Raw genomic sequence first — 15204 nt, forward strand, 5'->3', positions numbered from 1 at the left:
CTTTGCGGCGGCAAAGAAAAGTAGGTGCCGCCCCGCACAGGGGCGACGCTTGAAGTACGAAGGCATAGCGCGGATGCCAGCGCAGAGCCAAGCAAACCAAAACCAAAACCAAAACCAAAACCATACCAACAACAAAAGCAGTTGCAACAGCGTTTCAACACGGAAAGAACCAAAGAGAAGCAAACCAGAAGCAAACCAGAACCAGAACCAAACCATCCAGTCAGGAGACATATCCATGAAACAGACGATTCGAGCGGTAGCCGCCGGGATGCTGGCGCTGAGCATAATGTGCCTGGGCACAGGCGCGGCGCACGCCGACGAGAAAGTCACCCTCGGCGTAGCCATCCCCACAGCCGACCACGGCTTCACCGGCGGCATCGTCTGGTGGGCCAACAAGGCAAAAGCAGATCTGGAAAAAGCCCACCCCGATCTGAAAGTGATCGTCAAAACGGCAGCCAACGCGCCGGAACAGGCGAACCAGCTACAAGACCTGGTGACGGTCAACAAGATCAACGCGCTAGTGATCTTCCCGTACGAATCAGCATCCCTCACCCAACCCGTCGCGCAGGTGAAAAAGAAAGGCGTCTACGTAACCGTGGTCGACCGGGGCCTGACCGACACGAGCGCGCAAGACGCCTACGTCGCTGGCGACAACACCGCCTTCGGCAAGATCCCCGCCGAGTACCTCGCAAAAGCTCTCGACGGCAAAGGCGACATCGTCGCGCTGCGCGGCATCCCGACAACGCTAGACAACGAACGCTGGACCGCCTTCACCGGCGTCCTGAAGAACTATCCCAACATCAAGATCCTCGACGCAAAATACGCCAACTGGAACCGCGATGACGCATTCAAGGTCATGCAGGATTACCTGACGCGCTTCAAGCACATCGACGCCGTCTGGGCCGCCGACGACGACATGGCCGTCGGCGTAATCAAGGCAATTGATCAGGCCAAACGCAGCGACATCAAGATCGTGTTCGGCGGCGCGGGCTCGAAAGGCATGGTGAAGAACGTCATGGACGGCGCGCCGCTCATCAAGGCCGATGTGTCGTACTCGCCGAAATTCATCTACGACGCCATCAAGCTGACAGCAGAGGCGCGTCTGAAAGGCGACAAGCTGCCCGCCACGACGATCATTCCTTCCGTGCTGATCACGAAGGAGAACGCGAAGGAATTCTACTTCCCGGATTCGCCGTTCTGAAGGCAAACATGCATTAGCGCGGCGCTGCCCTTCGCGTGATCGTCGCCACGACACGCGCAAGGCGGCGCCGGTTCGACGCAGTTATCCATCGGGAGCAGCACGATGAAAACGATCAAAGGGCCGGCGATCTTTCTCGCGCAGTTCATGGGCGACAAAGTGCCGTTCGACAACCTCGCGCATCTCGCGCAATGGGCCGCGAGTCTCGGCTTCAAAGGCATTCAGGTGCCCGCCGATCCGCGCCTCGTCGACCTCGAACAGGCGGCGTCGAGCCAGGACTATTGCGACGATCTGCTGGGCGTCGTCACCGACGCGGGCGTCACCATCACCGAACTGTCGACCCATCTGCAAGGGCAACTCGTCGCCGTCCATCCCGCGTATGACCTGCTGTTCGACGGTTTCGCCGCGCCGCACGTGCGCGGCAATCCCGCGGCGCGCACCGAATGGGCTGTGCAGCAGATGAAGTGGGCCGCGAAAGCATCGCAGCGTCTCGGGCTGAACACGCACGTGTCGTTTTCAGGTGCGCTCGCGTGGCCGTACATCTATCCGTGGCCGCAGCGTCCCGCCGGTCTCGTCGAAGCGGCCTTCGACGAACTCGCGCGCCGCTGGACGCCCATCCTCGATGCGTTCGACGAAGCAGGCGTCGATGTCTGCTACGAACTGCATCCGGGCGAAGACCTGCACGACGGTGTCACCTTCGAACGGTTTCTCGCAGCCGTGAAAGACCACCGGCGCGCGAACATCCTGTTCGATCCGAGCCACTACGTGCTGCAGCAACTCGACTACCTGGCGTTCATCGACATCTATCACGAGCGCATCAAGGCTTTTCACGTGAAGGACGCCGAGTTCCGTCCCAATGGGCGGCAGGGCGTGTACGGCGGCTATAGCGGCTGGGTCGAGCGCGCGGGGCGCTTCCGCTCGTTGGGCGACGGGCAGATCGACTTCGGCGCGATCTTCTCGAAGATGGCGCAATACGATTTTCCGGGCTGGGCCGTGCTCGAATGGGAGTGCGCATTGAAGCATCCCGAAGACGGCGCGCGCGAAGGCGCCGAGTTCATCAAGCGGCACATCATTCGCGTGGCCGACCATGCATTCGACGACTTCGCGGGCAGCGGCGCGGACGACGCGCAACTGAAACGCGTGCTCGGCCTGTAACGCTGACCGTCGAACAGGAGCACCTCACGATGACACGAAGACTCAGGCTGGGCATGGTCGGCGGCGGGCAGGGCGCGTTTATCGGCGCGGTGCACCGGATCGCGGCGCGCATCGACGACCGTTTCGAACTGGTGGCGGCCGCGCTCTCGTCCGACCCGCAGCGCGCGCAGGCCAGCGCCGACGAACTCGGCGTCGCGCGCAGCTACGCGAGCTGGGACGAGATGGCGCGCGCCGAAGCGGCGCGCGGCGACGGCATTGACGCCGTGTCGATCGTCACGCCGAATCATCTGCATGCGCCCGTCGCGACCGCGTTTCTCAACGCCGGGATTCACGTGATCTGCGACAAGCCGCTCGCGATGACGCTCGCAGAAGGCGAAGCGCTCGCGAAGCTCGCGCGTGACAAGAACCGGCTTTTCGCCCTGACGCACACGTATTCGGGTTATCCGATGGTGCGCCATGCACGCGAACTGGTCGACGCGGGTGAGCTGGGCGCTGTGCGCGTCGTGCAGGTCGAGTACGCGCAGGACTGGCTTGCGAAGCCGATCGAACTGACGGGGGAGAACCGCCAGGCGGTGTGGCGCACCGATCCGAAGCAGGCAGGACGCGCCGGATGCCTTGGCGATATCGGCACGCATGCCTATCACCTCGCGGCGTTTGTGACGGGCATGCTGCCCGTCAGGATCGCCGCTGAGTTACATACGTTCGTCGAAGGGCGCCTAGTCGACGATCACATTCAGGCGATGCTGCGCTACGACACAGGCGCACGCGGCATGCTGTGGGCGAGCCAGGTGGCAAGCGGCGCGGAGAACGCGCTGCGTTTGCGCGTCTATGGGACGAAGGCGGGCATCGCGTTCGATCAGGAGAACCCGAACGAACTGTTGTTCACGCCGCTGGGCGGGGCGACGCAAAGCCTTACGCGCGCGCGCGTCGACAGCGCCGTGGCGCGGCACGCGACGCGCGTGCCGGCGGGGCACCCCGAGGGTTATCTCGAAGCGTTCGCTCAGCTTTATAAGGATGCGGCGTTGCAGATCGAAGCCATCGACGCGGGGTTGCCGCTGCCGCCCGAAAGCCGTCTGCTGACGACCGTCGACGACGGCGTGGCCGGACTGCGGTTCATCGATGCTGTGTTCGAAAGCGACGCGAAGCTGGCGTGGTCGCGTGTCGGGAACGGTTGACGTCCACGATGCGATTCAGCCCTTACTGCGTTTGATCTGCTCCTCGAATGCAAGATCGAGCTTGCTTGCCTTGCGTGGTTTCGGCGGCCCGAAACCGTCGACGAACTTGACGAAGTCTTCGAGCGGCAGCGGATCGGACACCTTCTGGTCCGTGCCGCTCGACTTGTCGACGAGATAAAACAGTCCGCCCGACAGGCTGACCGCCGCAAAGCGGGGGTTGCCGCTGCGGGTCTTCAGCCGTTCGACGGCATGGATGGCTCGGGTCGTGCGCATGATTCGATGGTGCCGTGCAGTGCTTGAGTTTTTAAGATTGCTGCATGATTCTACGACGTATACTCGCGCGCCGTTATCCGATAGCGGTCGCGTCACTTGCGTAGAACGTCGAAACAATGCCCGCCATGTCTTCAGTCAAGGAAACACTCGATGCGCTTGCCCATGCACCCGACGATGCAGAAAAGCTGCGAGCCGTCTGCGTCGCGCTGCTGCACGAGATGCGTGACGACGAACTGCTGAGCTTCACCGAACGCGCGCTCGCGATCGAGCCGCGCGATATGCATTTCGTCAACTGGCGCGCGTACGCGTTGACGCTGCTCGGCCGCCATTTCGATGCCGTCGCGACGTGGCGCAACTATGCAGCGCTGCCATGGCAGCCCGCGTACTACAAGATGAGCCTTGGCCAGAGTCTCGTGATGTCGGGCGACGTGGAGCGCGGCATTCCGATGCTGCACGACGCATGGCGCACGGCAGCCGAGGGCGGCGACTGGTTTGCGCGCAAGGCCGAGCATCTGTACGGCGAGGCGCTGTTGCGCACGGCGCGTCCCGCAGGCTTCGAGCCGTGGCTCGCCCGCAATGACAGCGACAGCGGCAACTATCAGCCGGTTGATATTACGCCCTGGTCGGGCGAACAGGACTTGCGCGGCAAGCGCGTGCTGATTACGCATCAGATGGGTTTTGGCGACCAGTTCCTGCTTTTTGCCAATGTCGCGCAATGGCGGGCCGCAGGCGCGCAATTGATGATCACGTGCGATGCGCAGTTGCATCCGCTGCTGCAGGCGTCGCTGCCCGATTGCCACGTGGTGAGCGCGCCGCGTCCGTTGCATCAACGTGGTCCGTTGCCGGAACCGCTGGCCAGTCAGGTACGCGAGTTCGCGCCCGATCTGCATGCGACGCTGCTGCATTTGCCGTTGCTCGCCGCGCAGCAAACGCCGCTGCCGTCGCCGTTTTTCCCGGCTTATCTGCGCGCGCCTGAAGCGGCGCGCGAAGCCGCCGCCGGATGGGCGCGCGAGTTGCGCGCGGCGCAGCCGGGCAAGTCACTGATCGGTATTTTCTGGGACTGCAACCAGCGCCACGCGCACGAGGTCGGCGCAGTGATGCGCTGCTCGGCGATCCGGCGCAGCTTGCCGTTGACGGAAGTCGATCACCTGGTGACGCATCCATCGGTGGCGGCGAAGCGGCATTTCGTGAGTCTGCACCATCCTTCCGTGCAGGAGTTCGCCGGCATGCCGTCGGGCAATATCAGCGTGTATGGGCCGGGGATCAAATCGTTTGCGGAGACGGCCGCCTGCATCGAGCAACTGGATGCCGTCGTGGCCGTCGATTCGGGCGTCGCGAACCTGAGTGCGATGCTCGGCAAGCTGACCGTCGTGCCGCTCAATGTGGCAAGCGAATGGCGTTGGGGCGTGGAAGGCGATACGTCGCCGTGGATGGCGAATCTGAAGCCGCTGCGTCAGACGCTGATGGGCGACTGGCGCAGCGTGGTGGATGAGGCGATCGGGTTTTTGTCGTAGCGGCGTGGCGGCGGGGCGGTGCGCGCCCCGTTCGATGCCGCGTCGAGCCAGAATTACAAAGCGTTCACTGACTCAAGTACGTAAACTTCCCACCCTTGATAATCCCCATCACGCTGGCGCGCTGATCGAGCCCGACGTGATCCTTCGCGCTCGTATTCACGACGCCGTTCGGCACCACCAGCTCATGCGCGTGCTCGAGCTCGGTGCGCAACGCCGCGCGAAACTCCGGCGTGCCCGGCTGCGCCGTCTTCAAGGCGCGCGCCACGGCATCCTGCAGACGCGGATATACGCCCGCCGCATCGCCCGCGAACTGGGTGACAGTGTTTGGCCCATACTGCGCTTCATACGCGTTGACGAACGCCAGAGCCGCCTTCTTCGCCGGATGATCGGCAGGCAGCGTGCGCGCCACGACGACCGGCTGCGTCGGGAACAGCGTGCCCTCGACATCCTTGCCGCCCAGCTTGATGAACTCCGGCGTCGCGATGCCGTGCGTCTGATAGATCGCGCCCTTGTAACCGCGCTCGACGAGCGTGCGCTGCGGCAGCACCGTCGGCGTGCCCGCACCCGCGATCAGCACGGCATCCGGCTTCGCGGCGATCAGTTTCAGCACCTGGCCCGTGACGCTCGCATCGGTGCGGTTGAAGCGCTCGGTCGCCACGACTTGAATATGGCGCAGCGCGGCGAACTTCGTGAACTCGTTGAGCCAGCTGTCGCCATAGCTGTCCGCGAAACCGATGAAGCCGACCGTCTTGATGTTGTGATTCGACATGTAGCGCGTCATCACATCGGCCATCGCGCTGTCCGTCTGCGCCATCTTGAACGCCCAGACCTTCTTGCCTTCCTGCGGCTCGACGACGCTCGCCGAGCCGATCAGCGTGATCATCGGCGTCTGGCTCTCGGCGACGGGATCGAGCGCCGCCATTGCGGCAGGCGTGATGTTGGGGCCGACGATCACATCGACGTGGTCTTCGTTGATCAGCTTGCGGATGTTGCGCACGGCGTTGCCCGGATCGGAGCCGTCGTCGAGGATGATGTACTGCGCGTTCTGACCGGCAATCGTCTTCGGCCACATCAGCATCGCGTTCTTGCTGGTGATGCCGATCGTGGCGGCCGGACCCGTGCTCGACAGGTCGATGCCGACCTTCAGGTCCGCGTGCGCGGCGGTGGCGGCGAACAGCGCGCCGATCGCGGCGGCACGCATCAGGGTGCGTTTGAATTTGTTCTTGTGCGACGACATGCGAAAGATCTCCTACCGGATAGCGTGGCTGTTGTTATAGCGGATCAGTTATAGCGGATCAAAAACCTCAAAGCTCGTACGTTTCGTGATCGCCCTTGAGCGCCTGCTCGATCAGCTTGCGGTTCATGTTCGGCGACAGCAGCTCGACGAGCGTATACACATAGCTGCGCAGATACGCCCCCTGCTTCAGCGCGACACGCGTCACGTTGCTGCCGAACAGATGCCCGACGGGCATCGCGCGCAGATGTCGGTCGCGCTCGGCGTTGAACGCGATGTCGGCCATGATGCCGACGCCCAGCCCCAGTTCGACGTAGGTCTTGATCACATCCGCGTCGATCGCTTCGAGGACGATATCGGGATGCAGACCGCGCAGGCGGAACGCTTCGTTGATCTTGGTGCGGCCGGCGAACGCGTTATCGTACGTAATCAGCGGATATTGCGTGAGGTCGTCCAGCGACAGCTGCTTGCGCTCCAGCAGCGGATGGTCGGCGGGCATCACGGCGAGGTGGTGCCAGGTGAAGCAGGGCAGCGACACGAGCTCCTTATAGGTCGAGATCGCCTCCGTCGCGATCGCCACGTCCGCCTGATCGTGCAAAACCAGTTCGGCCACCTGGGTCGGGCTGCCTTGCAGGATCGACAGGTGAACCTTCGGAAAACGCTTCTTGAACTCGGCGATGGCCGCGGGCAGCGAGTAGCGCGCCTGCGTGTGCGTGGCAGCGATCACGAGATTGCCCTGGTCTTGTGCCGCGTAATCTTTACCGACTCGCTTGAGGCTTTCCACTTCCTGCAGAATCCGCTCGACGGACGCCAGAATGATCCGGCCCGGTTCTGTCAGCGAGCGCACGCGTTTGCCGTGCCGGGTGAAGATTTCGACGCCCAGCTCGTCCTCCAGCTCGATGATGGCCTTCGAGACGCCCGGTTGGCTTGTATGCAGTGCCTTCGCGGCTTCCGTCAGGTTGAAATTCTGACGCACGGCCTCGCGCACGAAGCGGAACTGATGCAGGTTCATATATAACCTCGCCGCATATCAAAAGAATTTTTTAGTCGTTTGAAATATAAGGCGAGTTTATTACGATTTGTCCAGTTTTTCCAATATGGATATCTGTTTTTGTCATTAGCAAATGAGTGATGCGTCTAAACGGCTGGTCGCCGTCTCACTCAAAGCAGACTGATGAAGACAAATCCGAACCGCGGCGTAACCGGAACGCCGCGTCGTGTGAGACGAACAAACCCTGGGGTCCCCGAATGTACCAATACGATCAGTACGACCAGACCATCGTCGACGAACGCGTCGCGCAGTATGCCGACCAGGTTCGCCGCCGCCTGTCGGGCGAATTGAGCGAAGAAGAGTTCCGTCCGCTGCGCCTGCAGAACGGCCTGTACATGCAGCGTCACGCGTACATGCACCGCATCGCGATTCCGTACGGCAACCTGCGCAGCGACCAGTTGCGCATGCTCGCTACGATCGCACGCGAGCACGACCGCGGCTACGGCCATTTCTCGACGCGCTCGAACATCCAGTACAACTGGATCAAGCTCGAAGAAACGCCTGAAATCCTGCGCAAGCTCGCGTCCGTCCAGATGCACGGCATCCAGACGTCGGGCAACTGCATCCGCAACATCACGGCCGATCAGTTCGCGGGCGTCGCGCCCGACGAAATCGTCGATCCGCGTCCGTGGGCGGAAATCATGCGCCAATGGTCTACGTTCCACCCCGAATTCGCGTGGCTGCCCCGCAAGTTCAAGATTGCCGTGTCGGGTACGAAGGAAGACCGTGCAGCCGTGCAGATCCACGACCTGGGCGTCTATCTGAAGAAGAACGACGCGGGTGAAGTGGTCGCCAGCATCCTCGCGGGTGGCGGTCTGGGCCGCACCCCGATCATCGGCGCGATCATCAAGGAAGACCTGCCCTGGCAGCATCTGCTGACGTACTGCGAAGCCGTGCTGCGCGTGTACAACCGCTACGGCCGCCGCGATAACCTGTACAAGGCGCGTATCAAGATCCTCGTCAAGGCACTGTCGCCCGCGAAGTTCGCGCAACAGGTCGAGGAAGAATGGCAACACCTGAAGGACGGCCCGTCGACGCTGACGGAAACCGAAGTCGCGCGCGTCTCGCAATACTTCGAGCCGCCCGTATATGAAAAGCTGCCGGACACGGACGCTTCGTTCGAGAAGCATCTGCTGGAAAGCAAGCCGTTCGCGCGCTGGGTCGAGCGCAATGTGCGCCCGCATCGCGTGTCGGGCTATTCGTCGGTGACGATCTCGCTCAAGCCGCGCGACATCGCGCCCGGCGACGCAACCGACAAACAGATGGACGCCGTCGCTGATTGGGCCGAGGAGTACTCGCTGGGCGAAATCCGCGTGTCGCACGAACAGAACCTGATTCTCGCGAACGTGAAGAAGCGCGATCTGTACGCGCTGTGGGAAAAGGCCAAGGCACAAGGTTTCGCGACGCCGAACGTCGGCTTGCTGACCGACATCATCGCGTGCCCGGGCGGCGATTTCTGCTCGCTGGCGAATGCGAAGTCGATTCCGATTGCGCAAGCCATTCAGGAACGGTTCGACAACGCTGACTTCGTCTACGACCTCGGCGACCTGTCGCTGAACATCTCGGGCTGCATGAACTCGTGCGGTCATCACCACGTCGGCAACATCGGCGTGCTGGGCGTCGACAAGGACGGCTCCGAGTGGTACCAGGTGTCGCTCGGCGGCGAGCAGGGCACGGGTCATGACGGCGCGAAGCTCGGCCGCGTGATCGGCCCGTCGTTCTCGGCGGAAGAAATGCCGGACGTGGTGTCGAAGGTGATCGATACGTTCGTCGAAAACCGCATCGACGGCGAACGCTTTATCGACACGTACAACCGCATCGGACTCGTGCCGTTCAAGGAACGCGTGTACGCATCGCGTCAGCCGGCTCACGCGTAACGGGAACAAGGATTAGCAGATGGCATCGATTATCAAGGACCGCGCAATCGTCAACGACGACTTCACGGTGATCCGCGCAGCCGAAGACGGCGCGTTGCCCGCAGTCGGCGCTTTGCCCGCCGGCAAGGTCATCGTCCCGTTCGCGCTGTGGCAGGCGTCGCGCGACGAACTGACGGCGTCGCGCAGCGCGCAGGAAATCGGCGTGTGGCTCGCGCCTGACAGCGAACCCGCCGACATCGTCGCGGACTTCGACAAGATCGCGTTGATCGCGGTGGACTTTCCCGTGTTCCGCGACGGCCGTGGCTACAGCACGGCGCGCCTGTTGCGCGAGCGTTATGGCTACAAGGGCGAGATTCGCGCGATCGGCGACGTGCTGCGCGATCAGTTGCGCTTCTACGAACGCTGCGGCTTTAACGCGTACGCACTGCGCGAAGACAAGGACATCGAAGACGCGCTGAAGGCCTTCACCGAATTCACCGTTCAGTATCAGGGTGCGTTCGACGATCCTTCGCCACTGTTTCGCCATCGCGAAGCGGCCGCCGCCGCACAGAAGGCGTCGGTATGACGAGCGCAACGGGCGTCACGGCTGAACTGCAAGCGAAGATCGAACGTCTGGACGCGCTGCTCGATTTGATCGCGCAGCGTCACGACAAGGTCAAGCTCGCGAGCAGCCTCGCGGCGGAAGACATGCTGCTGACGCATGCCATTTTGTCGCGTGGCGTGAAGATCGGCATTTTCTCGCTGAACACCGGTCGTCTGCATGCGGAAACACTCGGCATGATCGACCGCGTGCGCGAGCGTTACGGCTATGAGATCGAGCAGTTTCATCCGCAGGCGGATGCCGTCGACGAATACGTCGCGCAGCACGGCCTGAATGCGTTCTACGAAAGCATCGATCTGCGCAAGCGCTGCTGCGAGATCCGCAAGGTCGAGCCGCTGAACCGCGCGCTGTCGGAAGTCGGCGCGTGGGTGACGGGCCAGCGGCGCGAGCAGTCGGTGACGCGCGCGGAACTGCACGAGGAAGAGCAGGACCACGCTCGCAATATCGGCAAGTACAATCCGCTCGCCGACTGGACGGAAGCGGATGTGTGGGCTTACCTGAAGGCGTTCGACGTGCCCGTGAATCCACTGCATGCACGCGGCTATCCGAGCATCGGCTGCGAGCCGTGTACGCGCGCCGTGCGCCCGGGCGAAGACAGCCGGGCAGGGCGCTGGTGGTGGGAGTCGCGCGATACGAAGGAATGCGGGCTCCACATCACGACGATCCCGGTCACGGTGATTAGCGAGAACGCCTCCGTTCAATGAGCCGCAACGCGACGGAAGCTGAAGCAGATTTCGATTGAATCTTCTCGTGTCGCACACATCTGGTGAGAACACGATCATGCGACACGAACCAACGAAGGACCTGAACATGAGCACGACGCTCGATTCCACTGTCAACCCGCTGAACGTCACGGCGAACCGGATGGACCACCTCGACTGGCTCGAGGCAGAGTCGATTCACATCCTGCGCGAACTCGTTGCCGAATGCAGCAAGCCGGCGCTGCTGTTCTCGGGCGGCAAGGATTCCGTCGTCGTGCTGGCGCTCGCGTTGAAGGCGTTCGGCCTTGGCGCGAACCGCAAGACGCAGCTGCCGTTCCCGCTGGTGCACATCGACACGGGCCACAACTACGACGAAGTGATCGACTTCCGCGACCGCCGCGCGAAGGAAATCGGCGCGGAACTGGTGGTCGGCCACGTCGAAGATTCGATCAGGAAGGGCACCGTGCGTCTGCGCCGCGAAACGGATTCGCGCAACGCCGCGCAGGCTGTGACGCTGCTGGAAACGATCGAGCAATACGGCTACACGGCGATGATCGGCGGCGCGCGCCGCGACGAAGAAAAGGCGCGCGCGAAAGAACGCATCTTCTCGTTCCGCGACGAGTTCGGCCAATGGGACCCGAAGGCGCAGCGCCCGGAACTGTGGAGCCTGTATAACGCGCGTCTGCATCAAGGCGAGCATCTGCGCGTGTTTCCGATCTCGAACTGGACGGAACTCGACGTGTGGCAATACATCGCTCGCGAGAACCTCGAACTGCCGTCCATCTATTACGCGCATAAGCGCGAGATCGTGCGCCGCAACGGCCTGCTCGTGCCCGTGACGCCGCTTACGCCGATCCGCGAAGGCGAGTCGAGCGAAGAGGCGGTGGTGCGTTTCCGTACCGTGGGCGACATCAGTTGCACGTGCCCCGTTGAAAGCGATGCGGACGATCTGGAAAAGATCATCGCCGAAACGGCCGTGACGGAAATCACGGAACGCGGCGCGACGCGCATGGACGACCAGACGTCGGAAGCGGCGATGGAAACGCGCAAGAAACAAGGTTATTTCTAAGGCACGGGGTAAGAAGATTATGAGCATTCATCAACCTGAAGACCTCGGCGTGCTTCGTTTCATCACGGCTGGCAGCGTCGACGACGGCAAGAGCACGTTGATCGGCCGCCTGCTGTACGACAGCAAGGCTGTGCTGTCGGATCAACTGTCAGCGCTCTCGCGTGCGAAGAACAAGCGCACGGTCGGCGACGAAATCGATCTGTCGCTGCTGACGGACGGCCTCGAAGCCGAACGCGAGCAGGGCATCACCATCGACGTGGCATACCGCTACTTCGCGACGGCGAAGCGCAAGTTCATCATCGCCGACACGCCCGGCCACGAGCAGTACACGCGCAACATGGTGACGGGCGCCTCGACGGCGCACGCCGCGATCATTCTCGTCGACGCCACGCGCGTCACGTTCGAGAACGGCGTCGCGCAATTGCTGCCGCAGACCAAGCGCCACAGCGCGATCGTCAAGCTGCTCGGCCTGCAGCACGCGATCGTCGCGATCAACAAGATGGACCTCGTCGACTACAGCGAAGCGCGTTTCAACGAAATCCGCGACGCGTATGTCACGCTGGCGCGCCAGCTCGGCCTTGCCGATGTGCGCTTCGTGCCCGTGTCGGCGCTGAAGGGCGACAACATCGTGACGGCGAGCGAGCGCATGCCGTGGTATGCGGGCGAGCCGCTGCTCGACGTGCTCGAAGCGCTGCCCGTCGAACTGCCGACGCATCAGGCGCTGCGTTTCCCGGTGCAATGGGTCGCGCGTCAGGACGGCAGCCAGGCCGACGATTTCCGCGGCTACATGGGTCGCGTCGAATCGGGCGAAGTGAAGCTCGGCGATTCGATCGTCGTGTTGCCGGCGAACCGTCAGGCGACCGTCGCTGAGATCATCGCGCCCGTGCCGGGTGGCACGGCGCAAGTGGACCGCGCGTTCGCGGGCCAGACGGTGACGATCCGTCTGGCTGAAGACGTCGACGTGTCGCGCGGCGATACGTTCGTGCTGGCAACGGGTGTCGTGCAACCGGCGAAGAAGCTCGAAGCGGACCTGTGCTGGTTCGACGACACGCCGCTGTCGACGGCCCGCAAGTATCTGCTGAAGCAGACCACGAGCACGGTGTTCGCGCGCATCGGCGGCATCCAGCAGGTGCTCGACGTGCACACGCTGTCGCACGCGACGGACCGTCACGAACTGGCGATGAACGATATCGGCCGCGTGTCGCTGACGCTGCAAAAGCCGATCGTCGCCGACGATTACGACACGCATCCGGGCACGGGCGCTTTCGTGCTGATCGACGAAGCAACGCATCACACGGTCGCGGCCGGCATGATTCGTTCTTTCTCCGCTTGAAGCAGAAAGCGGACGGAGCGTGAGCGAAATGGGTAAGGTGTATCTGATCGGCGCCGGGCCAGGCGCTGCCGACCTGATCACGGTTCGCGGCGCGCGGCTGCTGGGGCTCGCCGATGTCGTGCTGCACGATGCGCTCGTCGAGCCGGCGATGCTCGACTATGCGCCGCGTGCGCGCAAGATCGCGGTGGGCAAGCGATGTGGGCAGCGCTCGACGGCGCAGCACTTCATCAACAAGCAGATCGTCGATGCCGCGCGCGAGCATGGTGTCGTCGTGCGGTTGAAGGGGGGCGATCCGATGCTGTTTGGTCGCGCCGATGAAGAGATGCGTGCGCTGGAGGCGGCCGGCATCGAGTATGAAGTCGTGCCGGGCATCACGGCGGCGTTGGCGAGTGCGGCGTCGCTGCGACGTTCTTTGACGCTGCGCGGCGTGTCGCGCAGTGTGGCGCTTGCGACGCACAGCCGCGCGCCGGATTCCGCCGAGATTCGCGAGCAGGTGAACGCGGATTCGCTGGTGTTTTACATGGGCCGCGACAGCGCGCCCGAGATCGCGCAGCAACTGATCGACGCGGGCCGTCCGGGTTCGACGCCGGTGGCGATTGTCGAGGCATGCTCGACGCCGCGCGAGCGCATGTTGACGCTGACGCTCGATGGACTTGCGGCTGGCGATGCGCAATTGTGGCTCGACGCGTCACAGCCTTCGCTGCTGATGATTGGCGACGCGTTTGCCGAGCGGGTTGCGTGCAGCGAGCCTGAGTCCGCTGTGGAGCAAGGTCAGCCAGTTTTGCGGGTCGCTTAAGTTTCTATCTGTGCTGTTTTCTATTGATCGGCCGCATTCGCGTGGGTGAATGCGGCCGATTGTCTTTTCCGCGCGCCATCGAGTCAGGCACGTGCGTTGCGTTAAGATTTCCTTTCGCTTTGCATTCGTACTGGACTCATGCCTTTTTCTTCTTTGCGTCGTTCTTTACTGATTGCGCTTGCGGCCGTTCCCGTGATCGGCGTGCGTGCGCAGCCGGCTTCTTCTGTGTCGATCAATCTCGCTGCGCGCGAGCGGTTCGAGAAACTGGAAGCGTCGAGCGGTGGCCGCCTTGGTGTCGCTGCGCTCAATACGGCGGATGGGTCGTATGTCGGCTATCGGGAGTCGGAGCGCTTTCCGATGTGCAGCACGTTCAAGCTGCTTGTCGTTGCGCTGGTTTTGAAGCGCAGCATGGCCGAGCGTGGTTTGCTCGACGAGCGTGTTCGATACGGTGACGCGGATCTCGTCGCTAACTCGCCTGTTACGAAGCGGCGCGTGGGCGAGGGCATGACGATCGGCGAACTGAGTGCCGCGGCGCTGCAGCACAGCGATAACACGGCAGCTAACTTGTTGCTGACGGCTGTTGGTGGGCCGGAAGTGTTGAACCAGTTCGCGCTTTCGATTGGGGATGAGTGGTTTGATTTGTTGCGCGGGGAGCCGGAGGTTAATGCATCCGTGCCCGGCGACATGCGGGATACCACGACGCCGCGGGCGATGATGCTCGATGTGCAGAAGCTTTTGCTCGCGGATGATGTGCTGGGGCCGCAGCAGCGGGAGCTGTTGAAGGCGTGGATGCTGGGTAATGTTACTGGCGCGGCCAGGATTCGGGCTGCTGTGCCCGGTTCTGGTTCTCGTTCTGGTTGGCCGGTCGCCGACAAGACAGGGAGCGGGGATTACGGCACGGCTAATGATGTGGCTGTGGTGTATCCGCCTTCGGCGGCGCCTTTTGTTATCGCTGTCTATTTCACTGGCGTGATGCCGAAGGAGACGCTGCCGCGGGATGAGGTTGTTGTTGAGGCTGCGAGGATCGTGTTTGATGTGATGAAGTGATTTTTTTTGTCTGCGACGCTTTGGGTGGGTTGGCTTTTTTGCGCTGGGATTCGCGGGTTGTTGGCGTGCTTCGGGCGTTGTCTCTGTGCGTTTGGCTTTTCGCTGGCATCCGCGAATTGGCTTTTCGCTGGCATCCGCGTGACGTTAGCGTGCTTCAGGCGTCGCCCCTGTGCGGGGCGG

At 62.7% G+C, this 15204-nt stretch carries 15 protein-coding genes; 11 read left to right on the plus strand and 4 right to left on the minus strand.

What is annotated here, in order from left to right; translation table 11 throughout:
* Positions 1–237: hypothetical protein (locus tag KFO72_RS38110; RefSeq protein ID WP_225034241.1), on the minus strand; the 237-nt coding region annotated here is incomplete at its 3' end.
* On the opposite strand from KFO72_RS38110, the gene KFO72_RS38115 reads away from it, so the two are divergent.
* From KFO72_RS38115 to KFO72_RS38125, 3 genes are all read left to right on the plus strand, one after another.
* The gene (locus tag KFO72_RS38115; RefSeq protein ID WP_060599945.1) at positions 236–1201 is read left to right on the plus strand and encodes a substrate-binding domain-containing protein; all 966 of its coding nucleotides are present in this window, start codon (positions 236–238) and stop codon (positions 1199–1201) included. The genes KFO72_RS38110 and KFO72_RS38115 overlap by 2 nt on opposite strands.
* A gap of 102 nt (positions 1202–1303) precedes the next feature.
* The gene (locus KFO72_RS38120; protein ID WP_054928713.1) at positions 1304–2353 is read left to right on the plus strand and encodes a sugar phosphate isomerase/epimerase family protein; all 1050 of its coding nucleotides are present in this window, start codon (positions 1304–1306) and stop codon (positions 2351–2353) included.
* 29 nt (positions 2354–2382) lie between these two features.
* Complete coding sequence (locus KFO72_RS38125) at positions 2383–3528, plus strand: Gfo/Idh/MocA family protein (RefSeq protein ID WP_225034242.1); 1146 nt, start codon at positions 2383–2385, stop codon at positions 3526–3528.
* A gap of 15 nt (positions 3529–3543) precedes the next feature.
* Here KFO72_RS38125 and KFO72_RS38130 read toward each other — a convergent pair whose 3' ends face one another.
* Positions 3544–3801, minus strand: a complete 258-nt coding sequence (locus KFO72_RS38130; RefSeq protein WP_036003327.1) for a hypothetical protein — start codon at positions 3799–3801, stop codon at positions 3544–3546.
* 125 nt (positions 3802–3926) lie between these two features.
* On the opposite strand from KFO72_RS38130, the gene KFO72_RS38135 reads away from it, so the two are divergent.
* Positions 3927–5315 (plus strand): hypothetical protein, encoded by a 1389-nt coding sequence (locus KFO72_RS38135; protein WP_225034243.1) that lies wholly within the window; start codon positions 3927–3929, stop codon positions 5313–5315.
* Positions 5316–5379: 64 nt separating this feature from the next.
* Here KFO72_RS38135 and KFO72_RS38140 read toward each other — a convergent pair whose 3' ends face one another.
* Both KFO72_RS38140 and KFO72_RS38145 read right to left on the minus strand, forming a co-directional pair.
* Positions 5380–6552 carry an ABC transporter substrate-binding protein gene (locus KFO72_RS38140; protein WP_054928711.1) on the minus strand — a complete coding sequence of 391 codons (1173 nt, stop codon included), beginning with the start codon at positions 6550–6552 and terminating at the stop codon, positions 5380–5382.
* A gap of 67 nt (positions 6553–6619) precedes the next feature.
* The gene (locus tag KFO72_RS38145; protein WP_225034244.1) at positions 6620–7561 is read right to left on the minus strand and encodes a CysB family HTH-type transcriptional regulator; all 942 of its coding nucleotides are present in this window, start codon (positions 7559–7561) and stop codon (positions 6620–6622) included.
* Positions 7562–7797: 236 nt separating this feature from the next.
* Here KFO72_RS38145 and KFO72_RS38150 point away from each other — a divergent pair, with 236 nt between their 5' ends.
* The 7 genes from KFO72_RS38150 to bla all read left to right on the plus strand — a co-directional run bounded on the left by KFO72_RS38150 (position 7798) and on the right by bla (position 15024).
* The gene (locus KFO72_RS38150) at positions 7798–9477 is read left to right on the plus strand and encodes a nitrite/sulfite reductase (protein WP_060599953.1); all 1680 of its coding nucleotides are present in this window, start codon (positions 7798–7800) and stop codon (positions 9475–9477) included.
* A gap of 19 nt (positions 9478–9496) precedes the next feature.
* Complete coding sequence (locus KFO72_RS38155) at positions 9497–10042, plus strand: DUF934 domain-containing protein (protein ID WP_062915631.1); 546 nt, start codon at positions 9497–9499, stop codon at positions 10040–10042.
* Positions 10039–10782: a phosphoadenylyl-sulfate reductase gene (locus KFO72_RS38160; protein WP_225034245.1), complete on the plus strand. Its 744-nt coding sequence runs from the start codon at positions 10039–10041 to the stop codon at positions 10780–10782. Before KFO72_RS38155 ends, KFO72_RS38160 begins: the two co-directional genes overlap by 4 nt.
* 106 nt (positions 10783–10888) lie before the next feature.
* On the plus strand, positions 10889–11848 hold the full coding sequence (cysD, locus tag KFO72_RS38165) for a sulfate adenylyltransferase subunit CysD (protein ID WP_054928716.1): 960 nt from the start codon (positions 10889–10891) through the stop codon (positions 11846–11848).
* A gap of 19 nt (positions 11849–11867) precedes the next feature.
* Positions 11868–13181: a sulfate adenylyltransferase subunit 1 gene (locus tag KFO72_RS38170; RefSeq protein WP_054928707.1), complete on the plus strand. Its 1314-nt coding sequence runs from the start codon at positions 11868–11870 to the stop codon at positions 13179–13181.
* A 28-nt stretch (positions 13182–13209) separates the two neighbouring features.
* Complete coding sequence (gene cobA / locus KFO72_RS38175; RefSeq protein ID WP_225034247.1) at positions 13210–13977, plus strand: uroporphyrinogen-III C-methyltransferase; 768 nt, start codon at positions 13210–13212, stop codon at positions 13975–13977.
* Positions 13978–14115: 138 nt separating this feature from the next.
* Positions 14116–15024: a class A beta-lactamase gene (bla, locus tag KFO72_RS38180; RefSeq protein WP_225034246.1), complete on the plus strand. Its 909-nt coding sequence runs from the start codon at positions 14116–14118 to the stop codon at positions 15022–15024.
* Positions 15025–15204: the final 180 nt, after the last annotated feature.

Origin of the sequence: Paraburkholderia sp. XV (assembly GCF_020177535.1) — a bacterium.
In the GTDB taxonomy this organism is placed as follows: domain Bacteria; phylum Pseudomonadota; class Gammaproteobacteria; order Burkholderiales; family Burkholderiaceae; genus Paraburkholderia; species Paraburkholderia caribensis.

Coding starts and splice junctions, on each gene's coding strand:
- KFO72_RS38115 (WP_060599945.1), top strand. CDS start 236: ATGAAACAGACGATTCGAGCGGTAGCCGCCGGGATGCTGGCGCTGAGC.
- KFO72_RS38120 (WP_054928713.1), top strand. CDS start 1,304: ATGAAAACGATCAAAGGGCCGGCGATCTTTCTCGCGCAGTTCATGGGC.
- KFO72_RS38125 (WP_225034242.1), top strand. CDS start 2,383: ATGACACGAAGACTCAGGCTGGGCATGGTCGGCGGCGGGCAGGGCGCG.
- KFO72_RS38130 (WP_036003327.1), bottom strand. CDS start 3,801: ATGCGCACGACCCGAGCCATCCATGCCGTCGAACGGCTGAAGACCCGC.
- KFO72_RS38135 (WP_225034243.1), top strand. CDS start 3,927: ATGTCTTCAGTCAAGGAAACACTCGATGCGCTTGCCCATGCACCCGAC.
- KFO72_RS38140 (WP_054928711.1), bottom strand. CDS start 6,552: ATGTCGTCGCACAAGAACAAATTCAAACGCACCCTGATGCGTGCCGCC.
- KFO72_RS38145 (WP_225034244.1), bottom strand. CDS start 7,561: ATGAACCTGCATCAGTTCCGCTTCGTGCGCGAGGCCGTGCGTCAGAAT.
- KFO72_RS38150 (WP_060599953.1), top strand. CDS start 7,798: ATGTACCAATACGATCAGTACGACCAGACCATCGTCGACGAACGCGTC.
- KFO72_RS38155 (WP_062915631.1), top strand. CDS start 9,497: ATGGCATCGATTATCAAGGACCGCGCAATCGTCAACGACGACTTCACG.
- KFO72_RS38160 (WP_225034245.1), top strand. CDS start 10,039: ATGACGAGCGCAACGGGCGTCACGGCTGAACTGCAAGCGAAGATCGAA.
- cysD (WP_054928716.1), top strand. CDS start 10,889: ATGAGCACGACGCTCGATTCCACTGTCAACCCGCTGAACGTCACGGCG.
- KFO72_RS38170 (WP_054928707.1), top strand. CDS start 11,868: ATGAGCATTCATCAACCTGAAGACCTCGGCGTGCTTCGTTTCATCACG.
- cobA (WP_225034247.1), top strand. CDS start 13,210: ATGGGTAAGGTGTATCTGATCGGCGCCGGGCCAGGCGCTGCCGACCTG.
- bla (WP_225034246.1), top strand. CDS start 14,116: ATGCCTTTTTCTTCTTTGCGTCGTTCTTTACTGATTGCGCTTGCGGCC.